Raw genomic sequence first — 19,077 nt, 5'->3', positions numbered from 1 at the left:
CTATTTAATTAAAAATATTCAATATAATACTTGGATAAATTCCGAATAAAATATTTAATGCGATTAATAGTATAATTCCAATTTTGTTGAGCCAATTAATTTGAATTGGTGTTTTGCTTGCTTCATCTGTAGTTTGATACATGGTAATGACTACTCTTAAATAATAAACTACTGCAATTACAGAAGCTAAAATTGCTACAACAGCTACCCACAGTTTTCCTGATAAAATCAAATTACTTAAAATAAAATATTTAGCAAAAAATCCTGCTAAAGGTGGAATTCCTGCCATCGACAGTAAAGCCGTTGTCATACCAATTGCCAATAAAGGATTTCTAAAAGCCAAACCTTTATATCCATCTATCGTTTCGTCTATATTGTTTTCGTTGGTTTTTGCCATTATCCAAAATGCTAATAAACCAGATAAAGCATAAGCTGCAAAATAATATGCTGCAACGCTATTAACATTATAGTTTAAATAGGTGAACGATAATAGTACGAATCCTGCGTGACTAATACCAGAATATGCTAAGAGCTTTTTAATGTTGGTTTGTGTTAAACCTATAATATTTCCTACTACGATAGATAATACAGCAACTAACAATACAATGTTTACATATATTAAATTTAGACTTCCAAATAAAATAACAAAAACTCTAAACGCTGCTGCTAAGAAAATAATTTTTACAATTACTGCCATGAATGCTGTAAATGGTGTTGGAGCACCTGCATAAGCATCTGGTGACCAAAAATGAAATGGTACTGCTGCTACTTTTACTGCAAAGGTGAAAAAGATTAAAATCAATCCGAAGTAGAGTAATTGAATATTAATACTGTTGGACAATTGAACCATTAGTCCAATAAATCTAGTTTCGAAAGTACCTGTTGTTCCATAAATTAAAGCAATACCTAACAACATAAAACAACTGGCAAACGAACCTATAATAAAGTATTTGAACGCTGCTTCGTTTGACCATAAATCTCTTTTATTAGAACCTACCATAATATAGACTGGAATAGATACTATTTCTACACCTAAAAAAAGCATGGTAAAGTTGACTTGAGCTACTAGAACAACTCCACCAACTAACACAAATAAAGACAAAGCAATAAAATCAGATAGATGTTGTGCTTTATTTAAATAATTGATGTGCATGATTATCCAACACAAAGTAGCAAATGAAAGTATGATGATGTTTGTCCAAGCAGTAATATCAAAGAAAAGCATTTTGGTAAATGCATTAGGATTTGCTGTTTGTTGTTCACTTAACACTTGATGTTTGATAGCATAAATCTCTGAAAATGAAATTCCTATTACAGCAAGCAGACCAATAGTTACTACTGGTAATATTAGTTTTCTTAAATGAACTACTTCTAGCAACATTGTTGCTATACCCAAACCTACTATTAACAATAATACATTCACTATTCTACTTTAATTTATTGATGCTTGTACAATTTGAATTAAACATTTTACTTCTTCGTGCGATATTTTTAAGATTATATCAGGAAAAATTCCCAAAATAAAAATCAAACTACTAATAACGACTAATATAGCTGTTTCTTGTTTGCTTATTGCTTTAAACTGACTAACTAAGTCGTTTGCTTTTCCATTCATGATTTGATGATAGGCACGCAACATATACACTGCACCAAAAATAATGGTTAATCCTGCTACAAATGCTAAAATTACATTATAAGAGAAAATACCAAATAGCAACAAGAATTCTCCTACAAAACTACTGGTTAATGGTAAAGCTACACTCGCCAATAAAACGATTAAAAATAAAACGCTAAATAATTTGTCTTTATTTCTAATTCCTTCAATGTTTTCCATTTCATCTGTTTGTAATCTATTGATGATAATATCTGCAATAAAGAATAAACCAATTGCTACTATACCATGTGAAAACATTTGAAATATTGCTCCTTGTATAGCATGTAAGTTAAATGCTAAAATACCAGCAGCAATTAAGCCAACATGCGACATAGATGTATATGCTAATAATCGTTTGAAATTTTTCTGTGCAATTGCCATTAATGCAGCATATACTACACTAATAACGCTAATCAATATCAATACAAAACTATATTTTTGCCAAGCCAATGGTGCTAAAGGCAACATCCATCTTAACATTCCAAATAAACCCATTTTTAGCATAATACCAGACAACAACATTGTACCTTGTGTTGGTGCATTAACATAAGTATCTGCTTGCCAAGTGTGTAGTGGAAATATTGGTATTTTTATAGCAAATGCTAGGTACAAACATACCAATACAATAATCTGATTGTTTAATGATAGTTTAGATGCTGTGTAGTAAATCGCATCCATATCGAAAGATGGTGTATTGCTGTGTAGCACAATAAAAATTAAAGCAACAAGCATAAACAAACTTCCAAAAAGTGTATATAAGAAGAATTTTAGTGTGATTTGTTGCCTTCCATCTCCACCATATAATAAACATATAAAGTAGATTGGTATTAAAGCTAATTCCCAAAAAACATAAAATAACAAAGCATCTTTAGCTAAAAAGACACCTATTAAAGCACTTTGCATGATTAATGCTAATGTATAGAACGCTTTGTGATTGGAAATACTTCTGTTAAAACTCGACCAAATTATTAAAGGTAGTGTAATAGCTGTTAATAAAATCAACACTAAATTAATACCATCAATATTCAAATGAAAAGCAGCACCAAATTGTGGAATCCATTCATAGTTCCAATTGAATAATGGATTGGTTGGATTATTTGTAAATAGCTTATAAATATATCCTACCACTAACAATTCAGCAACTGTACCAACTAAAGCAATATACTTACTTATTTTTTCTGAGCTTAATTGTGATAAAGCAGCAAACAACAGTGGTAATATGACTAATATTAAAGCAAGCATTATTTAGCGATGAGTTCTAACAGTTGAAAATATTTTACAGATATGATGAGTACAATGGCTATAACAATAGTAATTAAGTAATAACTTAAGTTTCCGTTTTGTGTTAGCTTAAATATCTCTGATAATCTTTTTACACTTTTAGCCATGGTATTGATAAAACCATCTAAACCTAATTTCTCAAAGAATTGGTACAACAGTTGTGCTAAGCTATCAATAGGTTTTACAATTACAATATCATACAATTCATCGATATAATATTTATGATAGATGACTTGTTTGCCTAAAGACATTTCGGTTTCTTCTTTTGATGGAATGCTTTCTTTCTTAACAAATAATTGCCAAGCGATGTAAACCATTATTGCAATTAAAACCAAAGTTATTGCCATTAATGCTAACTCCGTATTCAGTCCAATATGAAATTCTTGTTGACTGATATTATGTAATAAGAAATGATCAATGCCATTACTAAAGTTGAGTAGTTTACCTAATTCGTGTGGAAATCCAATAAATCCACCTACAACAGATAAAACAGCTAATACCAACAAAGGAATAGTCATAGATTTTGGTGATTCGTGTACATGAATTTCTTGTGCGTTTGTACCTCTAAATTTTCCATGAAAAGTTAAGAAGTATAATCTGAACATATAGAAAACAGTCATTAAAGAAGCCAGTAAACCTAAAACAAATAATACCTTATGCCCTTCAAAAACTGAAGCCAAGATTTGATCTTTAGAGAAAAATCCAGCTAAAGGTGGAATACCAGAAATAGCAATAGTACCTATTAAAAATGTTTTGTGTGTAATTGGCATTTTAGATTTTAAACCACCCATACTTCTAATATCTTGCTCACCACTCATACCATGAATAACACTACCAGCACCTAAGAACAACAATGCTTTAAAAAATGCGTGCGTTACCACATGAAATACACCAGCAGTATAAGCACCAACACCTAATGACAAGAATATTAATCCTAATTGGCTAACTGTAGAATAAGCCAATACTTTTTTAATATCATTTTGAAAGATAGCAATTGTTGCAGCCAATAATGAAGTACTAACACCTATAATAGCTATAAAATTTGATGTAATTGGTGCAGCATTAAACAACACACTACATCTTGCTACTAAATAAATACCAGCTGTTACCATTGTTGCTGCGTGAATTAAAGCAGAAACTGGTGTTGGACCAGCCATTGCATCTGGTAACCAAGTATATAAAGGAATTTGAGCCGATTTTCCCATTGCACCTACAAAAAGTAAAAGTGTAATAGCAGTAATTAATCGCCCATTTGTAATAATAATATCGTTGCTTGAAAAGATATCAGTAAAAATAATAGAGCCAAAAACACCAAAGCATAGAATGATTCCTAACAAGAAACCTAAATCGCCAATTCTATTCATAATGAATGCTTTGTTGGCAGCACTACTATATGCTTTGTTTTGATACCAAAATCCAATCAACAAATAAGAACAAAGTCCAACGCCTTCCCAACCAATAAACATAATTAAGAAATTATTGCCCATTACCAGCAATAACATAAAGAAAATGAATAAATTAAGATAAGCAAAGAAACGGTTATAGTCTTTTTCTTCGTGCATGTATCCAGTAGAATAGATGTGTATTAGACAACCAATTCCTGTTATAATAACTAAAAATGTAACTGTTAAATTATCGACTAAAAAGCCGAAAGGAATGTATAAGTTTTCAATATTTATCCAATCGAAAAGATTGACCGTTGTAGTAATTGGATTTGATAATTGCTGTATTAATAAATAAAATGATAATAGAAAAGCAATAGCAACGCTTCCTGGAGCTAAATAGGTAGTAATTGATTTTGGCAATTTTTTTCCAGCTAAAGCTATAATTAAGAAGCTCAGTAACGGCAACAAAGGTATGATTGCTATGATTTTCTCCATTATCCGTTAATTTGATTTAATTTACTACTATCTACCGAACCTGTATTTCTATAAATTACCATTAGAATAGCCAAGCCAACAGCAACTTCTGCCGCAGCCACTACCATGATAAAAAATACAAATACTTGTCCACCACCATCTCCTAAATATCTTGAAAATGCTACCATTAATAAATTAACTGCATTCAACATCATTTCTATACACATGAACATAATAATAGCATTTCTTCTTACAATAACACCTAAAGCACCAATAGCAAATAGTATTAAGCTTAAGTAGATGTAATATTGAATAGATATGCCAGTAATTACTTCGTTCATTATGATAAATTCTTTTTACTTAAAAATACTGCTCCAATCATAGCAGATAAAAACAATACTGCTGCAATTTCAAATGGCAAAGCGTAATCTGTATATAATATTTTACCTAAGTTTTCTACTAAACCTACTTGTGTAAATTGCGAACTGCCTTGTAAATTATTGCCTACGCCTTGTAGTGCCAACACTAATGAAATTAATAATAAACCAGCAGATAATGCTCCTATAAACTTAGTAATATTTCGTTTGCTAAAATGTTGGTGTTTATTGAGATTCAACATCATGATAACATATAAAAACAATACCATAATAGCTCCTGCATATACTATAATGTGTACTGCTGCTAAAAATTGAGCATTTAATAGAAAATAATGACCCGCAATTGCAAAAAAAGTAACTATTAAATACAATACACTATGAATTGGATTTTTCTCAATAACTACTAAGATTGCAGAAAATATAGCAACAAAAGACAAAAACCAAAAAAGCATTGCTGTAATTCCCATTAATGATTTTCATTTTTTTTGTTAATCAATTTGTCATCAGCAGTTTGGTTGTGATAGTGAAATTTGTTTTGTTTAAACAATTCCATTTCTAAAGACTGTCTTTGGCTTACATCTACTCTATCGTCTATTGGTTCAACTAATTTATCTTTACCATAAACCATTCTTTTTCTATCTGTATCTACAGGCACAATTCTATCGGTTAAGAAAATAGCTTCTTTAGGACAAGCTTCTTCACACAAACCACAGAAAATGCATCGTAGCATATTAATTTCGTAGGTAGCTGCATATTTTTCTTCTCGATATAGTCTTTCTTCACCTTTTTTTCTTTCCGCAGCATCCATAGTAATTGCTTCTGCTGGACAAGCAACTGCACATAAACCACAAGCAGTACATCTTTCAGCACCAATTTCATCTCGCTTTAAAACATGTTGTCCACGATATATTTTAGCCAATTCTCTTTTTTGCTCTGGATATTTTATAGTAGCAGATTTCTTAAAGAAATGCTTTAAGGTTATTGTCATACCTTGCGTAATAGCAGGAAGATATAACTTTTCTGCAAAAGACATTTCTTTTTTTACAACTACTTTTTTTCTATTGGTTAATGTTAATGCCATTTAGAATAATTGATTAAAAAAGTGAAACAATTCTGAACGCATCATTACTAAACCTGTAATTAATATATTGGCAATAGCTAAAGGCAATAAGACTTTCCAACCTAAATTCATCAGTTGGTCGTATCTAAATCTTGGAAGTGTCCATCTTATCCACATAAAGAAGAAGATAAAGAAAAATACTTTACCAAAGAAAAATATTACTTGAACTATTGTTAGCCAATTTCCATCTAAAGGTATATGTTGTTGAAAAGGAAGATTATATCCACCAAAATATAAAGAAGCAATAAAAGCAGATGAAATGAAAATGTTGATGTATTCTGCAAAGAGATAGAAACCTAATTTCATAGAAGAATACTCAGTATGATAACCACCAACTAATTCCGTTTCGCATTCAGGTAAATCGAAAGGAGCTCTGTTTAATTCTGCAAAAGCACAAATTAAAAAGATTAAAAAACCAAGAGGTTGTAAAAAGATGTTCCAAAGTCCACTTTGTTGTTTAACAATATCACCCAATGAAAGTGAGCCAGTTGTCATGATTAAAGCTACCAAAGCTAAACCCATAGCTAACTCATAACTAATCATTTGTGATGATGCTCTTAAAGCTCCCATTAAAGAATATTTATTATTAGACGCCCAACCACCAATCATAATTCCATAAACACCAAATGATACTACAGCAAATACATATAATATAGCAATATTGATATCTGCAATTTGTAGTGGAAATTCGTGCCCTGCAATTGTTAAAGAACCACCCCATGGAATTACCACACCAGTCATACAAGCAGTAAGCATTGCTAAACAAGGACCAAGAATAAATAAAAACTTGTTGGACATAGCAGGAATAATCTCTTCTTTCATGAACATTTTGAGTCCATCTGCTAAAGGTTGCATTAAACCAAAAGGTCCAGCTCTATCAGGTCCAACTCTATCTTGCATAAAAGCAGCGATTTTTCTTTCTGCATAAGTAGAATAAGCCGCAATACCTAATGCTATTGCAAATACAATAATCACTAAAATCAGCTTATACAACAAAAAAATCTCCATGCTTTATTTTATATTATTTGGATTTAGTGGCCCTTCGCCTAAATCGGCTTTTTGACCTTCCAACATTTTTACTTTAGTTTGATGTAATTTAACTTGTTGATTGTATTCATAATTGTTTTGAGCAATTACAGAATAATGAGCAATTTTACTTGGTCCTTCGATAGTCCAATCGCTTACTTTCTTTTTATCAAAACGACACGAATTGCAAATAAATTCTTCCACTTCTCCCCATCTATCTTTACGAGCTGTAACTCTGAGTACATCTTCGCCTTTCATCCACAAACGCACTTTGCCACTACATTTATCGCAATCTCTATGAGCATCTAATGGTTTAGTAAACCATACTCTGCTTTTAAAACGAAAAGTTTTATCGGTTAAAGCCCCAACAGGACAAACATCTATTACATTTCCAGAAAAATCGTTATCGATAACATTCTCTATATAAGTAGAGATTTCGGCATGGTCTCCTCTATTAATTACACCATGTACTCTTTTATCGGTCAATTGGTCGCATACTTTTACACATCTATAGCAAAGAATACATCTATTCATGTGTAATTTGATTTTGTCGCCGATATCTTGTGGTTCGAAAGTTCGCTTTCTGAAATCAAAACGCGTTTTTTCTTCACCATTATCGAAACTTAAGTCTTGTAAATGACATTCGCCAGCTTGATCGCACACTGGACAATCTAATGGATGATTAATTAACAAAAACTCTACCACACCATCTCTTGCTTCTACAATTTCTGGAGAAGTTAAGTTACGCACAATCATACCGTCCATAACTGTTGTTCTACAAGAAGCCACAGGTTTTGGCATAGGTCTTGGATCTTTTTCAGAGCCAGCTTCTACTTTTACAATACAAGTTCTACAATAACCACCTGTAGTTTTTAATTTAGAGTAATAACACATAGTTGGTGGAGCACAATGGGTATTGTACTTTTCATCAATCATTCTAGCTGCTTGTAGAATGGTAGTTCCTTGAGGAACTTCTATGGTAATATCGTCTATAGTTACCTTAAGCATTTACAGAGTGCAAATGTACAAACGATTATACAAAGTAACATTATTTTACGAATAAATATTTTCCACGATTTGTGAAAACTGAACATTGAGTGATTGTTATCCATTTTTACCCCAAATTGTGCATTATACTAATTAGCATTCAAAATTGGTTTATTCTTTTGCTCTTCTGAACGCTAATTAGGATTACTTCATTTTGCTTCTTAACTATATTTTATTATTTCTTCGTCTTCTTCTAATAAATAAATAAGCTACTAGAATAATAATCAATATAAAAGCCCAAAGTCTTACTACACCTAAGATAAAATATAAAATGCCTTTCCAACCTTCTACAAAGCTTTTACCTAATTCGCCGAAAAAGCCAATTGGTGCTGCTGTGGTTTCGTAAAAGCGTATATAGAATGTTGAGTACTCTATTCTATCGTTTAAGTATTTTAATCTTCCTTCAGCTGACTCAATATCGTTTCGTACAATATTTAATTCTTGCTCTACTTCTAGTAAATCGCTTACTTTATTGGCTTTCTTTAAAATTTCGAGATAACGATTTTCTAACTCTTTTTTAGTTTTAATTCTAGTCTGAACATCGATATATTCTTCAGTTACATCTTGAACTTGAATGTTTTTCTCGTCAAATCTTTTATAGTTTTTTTCTACACTATTTAAAAATACATCGAACTGGTTGGTTGGCAATCTAACTTCTATGTAATTGGTAATGGAATACTCGTCTTTAGTTTGATTGTCTCTAGCAACATAACCATTTAATTTTTTGGTCTGCTCTTGAATAAACTGATTGGTTTTTTCAATGCTATTGGTTTCAAAAGTTAAATGCCCTTCTTTTATTAGCTTTCTTGTAATTTTTTGTTGATGTTGATTCTTGCTTGCTCCTTCAGTTGAAACATCTTTTGCATCCATAGTAGAACTTTTATTTTTCAATACAGTTGTTTCTTCAACTGCATCAGAAACAACTTCTTCTACCATTTCTGCTTCAGCAATAGACATATCTACAGAAACTTCTTTTGCTTCTTCACTTTTAGATTTGCAAGCAGTAAATCCAATAATAATAGTAATAGCTGTTATAATAACAACTAACTGTGTTAATCTTATTTTTTCCATTTTTGGTTGGTTTGGTTAGTATAAATAACTGAAAAACAAGTGTATATATTATAAAAAAATTGTGATAAATTGTTAATTTCGGTATCATCAGCATTTTTAATTCGTATATCCTAATACTTAAACTAACTTTTCTTCTTAAGTATAATTCTAAACTTAGTTCCTTTATTAATTACTGATGACTGTACAAATATTTTTCCATAATGATACTCTTCAATAATTCTTTTAGTTAGAGTTAAACCTAAGCCCCAACCTCTTTTTTTTGTAGAGAAACCTGGACTAAAAACTTTCTTAAAATTAGCTTTATCTATTCCTTTTCCAGTATCGCTAATATCAACATACCAAAAATTGTCTTTATCATAAATTAGCAATTCAATTTTGCCTTTATTTCGCATGGCATCTAAGCTATTTTTTAGTAGATTTTCAAACACCCAAGCCATCAACTGTTCATTCGCTTCAATATAGGCACTACCTTCTGTAGTATCCTTTACTATAATTTGGATTTGATGTGCTGCTCTCAATCGCATATAAGCTGCAGTATCTTGAACAATATCAATTAGATTAATAGTTTGTAATTCTGGTGGCGAACCTATTTTAGAAAAGCGTTTAGCAACTAATTCAAGTCGATCAATATCTTTCTGCATCTCATCAATCATAAAAGCATCATCTTCATGCGTTAGTTTATCTTTTAAAATTTCAATCCAAGCAGCCAATGAAGACAAAGGCGTACCTAATTGATGTGCTGTTTCTTTTGCCAAACCAACCCACACTTGATTTTGTTCGGCTCTACGAGAAGCTGCAAAAGCAGTAAAGCTGATAATAAAAAACAAAGTCACTAGTAATAGTTGATAAAAAGGATACTGTTTAACTTGTTTTAATAGTTTAGAATCTTTATACAATAAATATTGTTGCTCAGAATCTTCTATATCTATTTGAATATATTGATGTTTTTTAAATAAATTACCTAATAACTTATTGGTATAAGTAGAATCTAAAATCTTAGCACTATCAATATTTTTAAACCCTAGCAATTCTTTTTCTTGATTAATCCAAATAATAGGAATTTTATCATTCTCTTTAATAGCTTCAATGGCCATTTGTAATTCTTGCTCAGATGCTTCCATATCATTAATGGTTTTATAGGCATTGGCAAGGTTTTCTGCATTTACAATCTCTTGATTAGCAATTTGTTTTGCTAATTTTTGAGTATACCACAAAGAAAACAAAACAATTAATAAAGCAAAAAGCAAAAGCAATTGCTTCCATTTCAAATATTTACTTTGAAAATTCATTAGGATAAAGATAAAAAACTAAATAAAATTTATGTTAACCGTTTTGTTTTTTAAAACTAATTTCTATCTTTGCAATCGCTTTTAGCAAAAGGGCGTATAGCTCAGCTGGTTCAGAGCACCTGCCTTACAAGCAGGGGGTCCGCGGTTCGAATCCGTGTACGCCCACACCCAAAAAGCACTTACTTAAAACAGTAAGTGCTTTTTTATTTATATATAGTTTGTATAAAATAATATTATGCATAATTTTACAATATATTATTTCTATAAATTTAAAGGTCTATTTCCATAAGTACAAATTTAAAAATTTGAAACAACTTTTAATACAATAGACCTCTTTTATAATTAGCACACTTTAAAGTAGTGCATTCTAAAAGAGACACTGCAATAATAAACCTGAGTTTGAGTTGAAAAAATAGTGTTTATCAATAATATAGATTTAAGCAGATTTTAAAGGTGATACAGCTACGCTGTATTTTATAAATTTTATATCATTTCTAATAAGGTTGAAGTGCTACGCACTTATTAAGTTACTAAAGTATGCAACTAGTAAAATATAAATCAACTACTTATAATATTTTGGGTGTTTTTAAAACCGAACTCAGGTTAATAATAAGACTATTTAAACTTATTGCAGCGTTCTCTTACGAGAGACTTCTGCTATGAAGTAAAAAAAGCAAGAAAATGTATACCTAAAATCTATTATACAAGAGGTCTAATATGATAAAGTTAACAGTGGAAAAACCTTCATCACACAGACATACTAATTGGGACACTACCAATATATTACTTTATTATAGTACGATTTTTTTGGAATGAGAATCAAATGTACATAAATTACTTTACTACAATTCTATTAGCATTATTTCTATAGTATGTTATAATGGCTCAATCTAGCTTATCTCAATATTTTATATTTAAACTATATGGCAATCTGTATTGTGGTGATTCTAAGTCTTTTAGCTGATAAACTTCTTTTATGTTAGGAAATGTTTTGCTTAGTTTATTAATCATAATATTGTCTTCTTTGTCTTCATTTTTCATAAAAGAACTTAAAATAAAATCCATTGGGTCTTTGTCTTCTGGATAAAATTTTACAGTATAATTTTCCATTTTTGCTATTTTTTTAGCTTCATTTACTGCATCTTGTAATGTACCAATAGCATCTACCAAACCAATTGCTTTAGCATCAACACCACTGTACACTCTACCTTTTGCAATATTGCTTACTGTAGTACTGTCTAATTTTCTGCAGTCTGCTACTCTTTTCTTAAATCTTGTATACAATACATCAATGCTTCTTTGCATGGTTTGTTTTTCCTTTTCGCTCCAATCTCTAGTGAAAGATATATAGTCTGAATATGAATTTGTTTTTACTTCATCTGTAGTAATGCCTAATTTTTTATTGAGTAAATCTTCTACATTAAACAACATTGAGTATGCACCAATGGAACCAGTAATGGTATTTTCTTCTGCAAAAATTTTGTCGCTAGCACACGAAATATAATAACCACCACTTGCTGCATAATCGCCAAAAGAAACAACAATTGGTATATCTTTTTTAATTTCCAGTAGCTTATGCCAAATTTGTTCAGACGCAAAAGCACTTCCACCTGGTGAGTTGACACGTAAAACTAGTGCTTTAATTTTTTTATCTCTTACTTTGTCTTGAATATCTGTTAAAAGATTTAAATAAGTGATACTACCAACACTACCTTGTTCTTGCTCGCCATCTAAAATAGTACCTTCTGCAAACACTACAGCAATTTGTTGGTCGCTAGTTGGACTTTCTAACACTTTATTTATTTTATGATATTGATTATAACTAATTAAATTAACTTTTTCGCTTGGTTTATAACCCATTTTTTTCTTGATGTCGTTATAAAAATCATCTCTGTATTGCAAAGCATCAATCAAACCATATTTTAAAGCATCTTCGGCTAATGTAACTGATAAATTATCTGCTAACTGCTTTAAAGTTGCTTTATCTATTTTTCTTTTGTTAGATAAATTAGTTAAGTAACTATCGTATAAGTCATTTAATAATTCTGTTAATTGTAACCTATTTGGTTCACTCATTTGTTTTAAACGATATGATTCTGTAGCACTTTTAAACTCGCCTGCATAAAAAATCAAAGGTTCAATGCCTGCTTTTTCAAACAAACCAGTATAGTACATCGTCTCAAAAGCCAAACCATCAAACTCACAACTTGCAACTGGATTAATTACTGCTTTATCTGCAACTGATGCTAGTAAAAAAGTTTTTTGTGTTGGCATGTCGCTATACAAATACACTAATTTTTTAGACTTTTTGAAATCTTCAATTCCTTTCATCAACTGATTTAAGCTACTAAAACCAATAGACATTGCATCTACTTCTAATAAAATAGCTTTGATGTTTTTATCTGCTTTGGCTGTTTCTAATGCTTTTAAAATATCAAACAAACCAGTAGTATTTGGTCCTACAGAAAATAAGCCCATAGCATTGTAATTAGAAAACGGATTCTCATAAGTTCTGTCAGTAACTTCGCCTTCAATTTTTAAATGTAGTATAGAGTTGGCTTGTACTTTTGGTGCTTTTTTACTGCTTTTTCCAATTCCAAAAGACATGAAAAATAATATGATTATTATTAATGCTAAAATTGTTCCTAAGCAAGAACCAAATAATATTTTGAAAAATTGTTTCATCTTTATCTTTTATTTTGTGATAGATACAAAAATAGTTGTTATAATTGAATTATTATGATTATTAATCATGCATTTTTATTGTTAGGTAGCAATTTAGGTAATAGAAAATTATATTTGAATGCAGCAATTCAGTTGATACAAGCACGATGTGGTACTATTCAACAAGCATCTTCAATATATGAAACAGCAGCTTGGGGAAAATTGCATCAGCCAAAATATTTAAATCAAGTTGTAGTAATAGATACTTTTTTGAGTCCGTTTCAATTATTAAATCGATTGAAAAAAATAGAAAAACAATTAGGAAGAAAACACAAAAATTTATTAGCCAACAGAGTTATTGATATAGATATTTTATTATATAATGATATTGTATTTCAGACCAAACAATTGCAAATTCCACATCCAAGAATGCATTTGCGACAATTTACTTTAATTCCTTTAAATGAAATTGCGGCTGATTATGAACATCCTATACTAAAAGTTAAGATTAAAGATATACTGATTAATTGTGAAGATACATTGAAAGTGAGTATTTTTGAGCAATAATGCTTTACAACTACATTACGATTGAAGGAAATATTGGTGCTGGAAAGACAACACTTGCTCATTTGTTGTCGGAAGAGTATGGCGGACAACTCATTTTAGAGTCGTTTGACAACAATCCTTTTTTAAGTAAGTTCTACGAAAATCAAAGTCAGTATGCCTTGCAGTTAGAAATGTCGTTTTTAATAGAACGCTATCAGCAATTAACACAATTGTTTAGTTTGCCAAATATTTTTTCGCAATTTACCATTACTGATTATATGCTAAAAAAATGTTTGTTGTTTGCAAAGGTTAATTTAAGTAAACAAGAATATAAATTATATCATCAGTTTTTTAATTTAATATATCAAAAAATTCCACAACCAGATATTATTTTCTATTTGCACTGCAACACTGATAATTTATTAAAGAATATTAAAAAGCGAGGCAGACCTTACGAGCAAAATATTTCTAAAGTGTATTTGAATAGAATAGAACGCATGTACTTTGATTATTTTAAACAAAATCCAGAAAATAAATTTGTTATTGTTGATGTTAATAACATTGATTGGAAACACAATATTTTTGCTTACGAACAACTAAAAAAGCTGTTTGACAGAGAGTTTAAACTAGGTATGAATTTCATAAAACTAGGAGAAGACAAACTCGACGAATTGCCTTTGAATGATTAGTTGTCTATAGATATTTGTTATTAGGTATTAACCTGAATTCGGTTTAAGAGTTATTATAAAATACTGTTTATCAACAATTTTATTTAAACAGAACTTAAAGGTGATACAGCTACGCTGTATTTTATAAATTTCCTATTATCCCAAATTACGCATTAGAAATTTATTCCGAAAAAATTCTACTTTATATTTACTTCAGTACTCATTTTTTTATACTCAATGTAGCTAAAACTACATTTCCGTGAAAAAAATTCCGTGCTTTGTAAATATTTTGTATAATTTTCTCTCATGACAAAGTCTAATGCGTAATTTGGGATTATTTCTAATAAGGTTGAAGTGCTACGCACTTATTAAGTTACTAATGTATGCAACTAGTAAAATATAAATCAAATACTTATAATATTTTTGGGTGTTTTAAAAACAAACTCATGTTATTACTTCTTTGTTGAATGGTTATTTTAGTAAAGAAAATGTACCTTTTTTAAAGTAGTTATTGTTGTTTTGTATGTACTGTAAAATAAAAACATAGTCGTCCACTGGTTGTGTTTGATTTTTATAATCGCCATTCCATTTTACTTTCTCATCATTTGAAACAAACAGCAACTCTCCCCACCTATTGAAAATTTGTAATTGAAAGTTGCTCACTTTACCACAATCATTAACTACACCAAAGAAATCGTTAGTGCCATCATTATTTGGTGTAAATGCATTTGGAATTTGAAATTCGCAATCGCAGATAGTTGAATATATATTTACTGTATCTGAACTTGAATTACAGTTAGTAGTAACCGTAACATGATAAATTCCTGTATCGTTTACTATATAATTTTGATTGGTACTTCCATCTTGCCAAATGTATTGTGCATTGCTATGGTTTACAATTAACTCAATTGGTTTTTCTGGACACAATCCTTGGTCATTGCCTAAATCAACAAAAAATAAATCTTCTACCACAATATTAATTGTATCTTTTGTAGTACAATTGTTGCTCGTAACATTAACAGTGTAAGTTCCTTTAGTACTGACTTGAATAGTTGCACTAGTACTTCCTGTATTCCAAATAATGTTAGATGTACTGTTTCCTGCATTAAGTGTAATTACATCGCCTTGACAAATGGTTTTGTCTGCACCCAAATTAACTATTGGATATGCATTTATAGTTAGATTTGTTGTTAGCACAGTATCACAAGCATTGATACTTTTTATTGTATCGATATATTGACCTGAAGTGTTATATATATTATTATTAATTTTAAGTGTTTGACCTTGACATAAACTAATATTTTGCGATTTAGTTTGTAAGCCAACCACACTTAGATTCGTAATCACTAAACTATCGCATGCTAGTAATGTTTTGACTGTATCGTAGTAGATACCTGCTATGTTTGTAGTATTCCCGTTTGGTAATTTGTAGGAAGTTCCACTACAAATAGTAGCATTAACTGTTTGTTGAATAATTGGTTGTATGCTTAGTTGAATAGTAAAAATACTATCGCAACCTTTTACACTGCCATTTTTTATGGTGTCTTGATAATTTCCTGCTGTAGTAACAACTTGACCATTGTGTAGTGTATAGTCACTTCCATGACAAATAGAAATATTTATTGGATTGGGATTGATAGCATTGCCAAACGAAATTTGATACTGTACAATACTATCACAGTTGTTAAAATGCCAAATAGTGTCATTATAAATACCATTAGTAGTAATAGCTTGTCCGTTGCTGAGTACAAATGCATCTCCAGTGCATAATGAAATAGTTTTTTGTGTTAAAGCACCTTGTACTACAGTAAGATAAGTAGTAATAAAGCTATCGCAGTTGCCAATAGGAAAAGTATCTTGATAAGTTCCTGTAGTTCTAACCACTTTTCCGCTTGGTAAAATGTAAGTATCACCTTTGCAAATAGTATCGTATTGTGTTACGAATTGATTATAACAACAGTAGTTGAGATTTGGTACGCAATTATTAGGTGCATTTTGTATAGCTGTTAAACTACTACAATCTGGTGCATTGTTGCTAATATTGACTGTAATATTTGGATTGTTTTGTAGTATATTATCTACCACTTTACAACAGTTTAAGTTTGGGTTGCCTTGGATGTATAAATCACCATCTGTTTTTAAGGAATTATTTAGGTGTTGTATAGTTGCTAAACAACTATTATTAGATATATTTAAATCATTAATTTTTTTTAAATTCTGTAATCCTTTTAGTATTTTTAATTTATCATTATGAGTAATTTGAACTAAAGAATATGCTTCTTTTAAACTTTCTATCCCTACTAAACTAACTAAGTTATCATTATTATGTATAGATAGTCCATAAGTATACTCAACACTACTAAGTCCGAAAAGATTTGACAGCTTATTATTATTATTAATATTTAGAAAAGGAAAACTCTTAATATTATGTAAGCCAATAAAGTTTTGTAAATTATCATTATATCCAATATAACAAGATTGATATAATTTAGTGATAGAATCCAAACCTATAAAATTTTTTATTTTTTTATTATAATTTACATGTAAGTTATTTAAATATCTTAGAGATTGAAGTCCATTTAGATTAACTATATTATCATTGCCTTTAATATTTAATGACCATATATAATTTATACTATCCAAGCCAATAAAATCCATTAAAGCATCATTTTCATCAATACTAAATGAAGTAGATACTTTCTTAAATTGTTTTAATCCATAAAAGCTAATCAAAGACTTATTATATCTGACACTAAAATTATCTGCCCATATTAGACTTTCTAATCCTTCAAAGTTGATTAAACCTTCGTTACCTCCTATATCTAAATATATAACGGAGGTCAATGAGTCTAATCCTTTAAAATTCACAAATAAATCGCAATCACTCACTTTTAATGTTGTCAAATTTTTAATACTATTAAATAAAATATTGAAATGAATTAATTTATCACAATTATAAACACTAATGCTTGAAGAATTTAATAGACCTTCAAGTCCTAAAAATGAGATAAAATTTTGACAATCATTAATTTTTATACTTACTAAAGTATCTATATTATCTAAACCTGTTAAGTTCTGAATACTTGCATTAGTAATACCTAATCCATAAATATAAGTTAAGTTATTCAATCCATTTAAGTTGACAATATCACTTCCTCTAATATTCAAAGTACCTTCAACTCTTGTACAATTTGGATAATTAATTGGAAAAGAATCTAATTCAGATTGTCTGGTTATAGTAATGGTAGTGAAGCTTGGAATACAATTATCTGCAAGAGAAGTGAATTGCCAAAGGAAGAGTAGTATTAAAAGGTATTTTTTCAAAGCATTAGTTTTGCTGTATAAATATACTGTATTTTTTTATACTTGCAAATGTATTTTGGTGGTTTTAATATATCAAGGTATATAAATATTTTTTTACAAGATTATCTTAATCATAAAAAAACAGCACCTAAAAGATGCTGTTTAATTTTTGAGTCATTTAACTATTTCTTCGTATTGTCTGGTTTGTCGTCTTCGCCTGCAATATTATCTCGCATTTTAGTATCTGCTTGTATATTCTGAAGTTTGTAATAATCCATTATCCCTAAATTACCACTTCTAAATGCTTCTGCAATAGCCAATGGAATATCTGCTTCTGCTAAAATTACTTTGGCTCTTGCTTCTTGTGCTTTCGCTTTCATTTCATGCTCTTGTGCAATTGCCATTGCTCTTCTTTCTTCTGCTTTTGCTTGTGATACATTTTTATCTGCATTAGCTTGATCCATTTGTAAGATAGCTCCAATATTCTTACCTATATCAATATCTGCAATATCAATAGATAAGATTTCGAAAGCTGTTCCACTATCCAAACCTTTATTAAGTACTACTTTAGAAATAGAATCTGGATTTTCTAGTACTTGCTTATGGTCTACAGAGCTACCAATACTCGTAACAATACCTTCACCAACTCTTGCTAAAATGGTTTCCTCTCCTGCACCACCAACTAGCTGACGAATATTTGCTCTTACTGTTACTCTTGCTTTTGCAATTAGCTGAATACCATCTTTGGCTACTGCAGTTACTGGTGGTGATTCAATTACTTTTGGATTTACAGATAACTGCACTGCTTCAAACACATCTCTACCAGCTAAATCTATTGCGGTAGCTTCTTTAAAGTTGAGTGGAATGTTTGCTTTATCGGCAGAAATTAGTGCTTTTACTACATTACTTACTCTACCACCAGCTAAGTAGTGCGCTTCTAGTTCATCTCTATTTACAGGAATTCCAGCTTTGTGTGCTGTAATCATACTGTCTACGATTATTCTTGGTGGCACATTTCTCAACTGCATAAAGAAGAGTTGAAAAAATCCAATATTTACATTAGAAAGTTTTGCGGAAATCCACATACTAATGTAACGCATAAACAGCATTACAAAAATAATTACGAATACCACTAGAATAATTGCCAAAACGGTCATTAAAGTTGTCATAAT

15 protein-coding genes and 1 tRNA gene are annotated in these 19,077 nt (G+C 30.1%); 3 read left to right on the top strand and 13 right to left on the bottom strand.

Features of this window, described 5'->3' with window-relative positions:
* Positions 1–4: 4 nt before the first annotated feature.
* The 10 genes from H6553_07505 to H6553_07460 form a co-directional block, all read right to left on the bottom strand.
* Positions 5–1,423 carry an NADH-quinone oxidoreductase subunit N gene (locus tag H6553_07505; protein MCB9033666.1) on the bottom strand — a complete coding sequence of 473 codons (1,419 nt, stop codon included), beginning with the start codon at positions 1,421–1,423 and terminating at the stop codon, positions 5–7.
* A gap of 9 nt (positions 1,424–1,432) precedes the next feature.
* Positions 1,433–2,896, bottom strand: coding sequence for an NADH-quinone oxidoreductase subunit M (locus tag H6553_07500; protein ID MCB9033665.1), 1,464 nt, complete (start codon positions 2,894–2,896; stop codon positions 1,433–1,435).
* Positions 2,896–4,815: an NADH-quinone oxidoreductase subunit L gene (gene nuoL, locus H6553_07495; GenBank protein MCB9033664.1), complete on the bottom strand. Its 1,920-nt coding sequence runs from the start codon at positions 4,813–4,815 to the stop codon at positions 2,896–2,898. Before nuoL ends, H6553_07500 begins: the two co-directional genes overlap by 1 nt.
* Entirely contained in the window at positions 4,815–5,135 is a 321-nt protein-coding gene (gene nuoK, locus H6553_07490) for an NADH-quinone oxidoreductase subunit NuoK (GenBank protein MCB9033663.1), read from the bottom strand. The genes nuoL and nuoK overlap by 1 nt, the downstream gene beginning before the upstream one ends.
* Entirely contained in the window at positions 5,135–5,638 is a 504-nt protein-coding gene (locus H6553_07485) for an NADH-quinone oxidoreductase subunit J (GenBank protein ID MCB9033662.1), read from the bottom strand. Before H6553_07485 ends, nuoK begins: the two co-directional genes overlap by 1 nt.
* Entirely contained in the window at positions 5,638–6,204 is a 567-nt protein-coding gene (locus tag H6553_07480) for an NADH-quinone oxidoreductase subunit I (protein ID MCB9033661.1), read from the bottom strand. The genes H6553_07485 and H6553_07480 overlap by 1 nt, the downstream gene beginning before the upstream one ends.
* Before the next feature lie 48 nt (positions 6,205–6,252).
* Positions 6,253–7,299: an NADH-quinone oxidoreductase subunit NuoH gene (nuoH, locus tag H6553_07475; protein MCB9033660.1), complete on the bottom strand. Its 1,047-nt coding sequence runs from the start codon at positions 7,297–7,299 to the stop codon at positions 6,253–6,255.
* 3 nt (positions 7,300–7,302) lie between these two features.
* A complete protein-coding gene (locus H6553_07470; protein MCB9033659.1) occupies positions 7,303–8,325 on the bottom strand; it encodes a (2Fe-2S)-binding protein in 1,023 nt (340 codons plus the stop codon).
* Positions 8,326–8,529: 204 nt separating this feature from the next.
* The gene (locus H6553_07465; GenBank protein MCB9033658.1) at positions 8,530–9,435 is read right to left on the bottom strand and encodes a DUF4349 domain-containing protein; all 906 of its coding nucleotides are present in this window, start codon (positions 9,433–9,435) and stop codon (positions 8,530–8,532) included.
* 122 nt (positions 9,436–9,557) lie between these two features.
* Positions 9,558–10,724 carry a HAMP domain-containing histidine kinase gene (locus tag H6553_07460; GenBank protein ID MCB9033657.1) on the bottom strand — a complete coding sequence of 389 codons (1,167 nt, stop codon included), beginning with the start codon at positions 10,722–10,724 and terminating at the stop codon, positions 9,558–9,560.
* Positions 10,725–10,814: 90 nt separating this feature from the next.
* Between H6553_07460 and H6553_07455 the strand changes: the two genes are divergently transcribed.
* Positions 10,815–10,889: transfer RNA gene (locus H6553_07455), tRNA-Val, on the top strand.
* Between the two features lie 735 nt (positions 10,890–11,624).
* Here H6553_07455 and sppA read toward each other — a convergent pair.
* Complete coding sequence (gene sppA / locus H6553_07450) at positions 11,625–13,409, bottom strand: signal peptide peptidase SppA (protein ID MCB9033656.1); 1,785 nt, start codon at positions 13,407–13,409, stop codon at positions 11,625–11,627.
* Between the two features lie 60 nt (positions 13,410–13,469).
* Between sppA and folK the strand changes: the two genes are divergently transcribed.
* Positions 13,470–13,955 carry a 2-amino-4-hydroxy-6-hydroxymethyldihydropteridine diphosphokinase gene (gene folK, locus H6553_07445; GenBank protein ID MCB9033655.1) on the top strand — a complete coding sequence of 162 codons (486 nt, stop codon included), beginning with the start codon at positions 13,470–13,472 and terminating at the stop codon, positions 13,953–13,955.
* Entirely contained in the window at positions 13,955–14,623 is a 669-nt protein-coding gene (locus H6553_07440) for a deoxynucleoside kinase (GenBank protein ID MCB9033654.1), read from the top strand. The genes folK and H6553_07440 overlap by 1 nt, the downstream gene beginning before the upstream one ends.
* Positions 14,624–15,073: 450 nt before the next feature.
* Here the strand turns inward: H6553_07440 and H6553_07435 are convergent, their stop codons facing one another.
* Positions 15,074–17,926 (bottom strand): gliding motility-associated C-terminal domain-containing protein, encoded by a 2,853-nt coding sequence (locus H6553_07435; GenBank protein MCB9033653.1) that lies wholly within the window; start codon positions 17,924–17,926, stop codon positions 15,074–15,076.
* Positions 17,927–18,087: 161 nt separating this feature from the next.
* The gene (gene floA / locus H6553_07430; GenBank protein MCB9033652.1) at positions 18,088–19,074 is read right to left on the bottom strand and encodes a flotillin-like protein FloA; all 987 of its coding nucleotides are present in this window, start codon (positions 19,072–19,074) and stop codon (positions 18,088–18,090) included.
* Between the last annotated feature and the right edge of the window lie 3 nt (positions 19,075–19,077).

The sequence above is a fragment of the Chitinophagales bacterium genome, from assembly GCA_020636535.1.
GTDB lineage: Bacteria > Bacteroidota > Bacteroidia > Chitinophagales > JADIYW01 > JADJSS01.
This window is presented reverse-complemented; position numbering and strand designations above follow the sequence as displayed.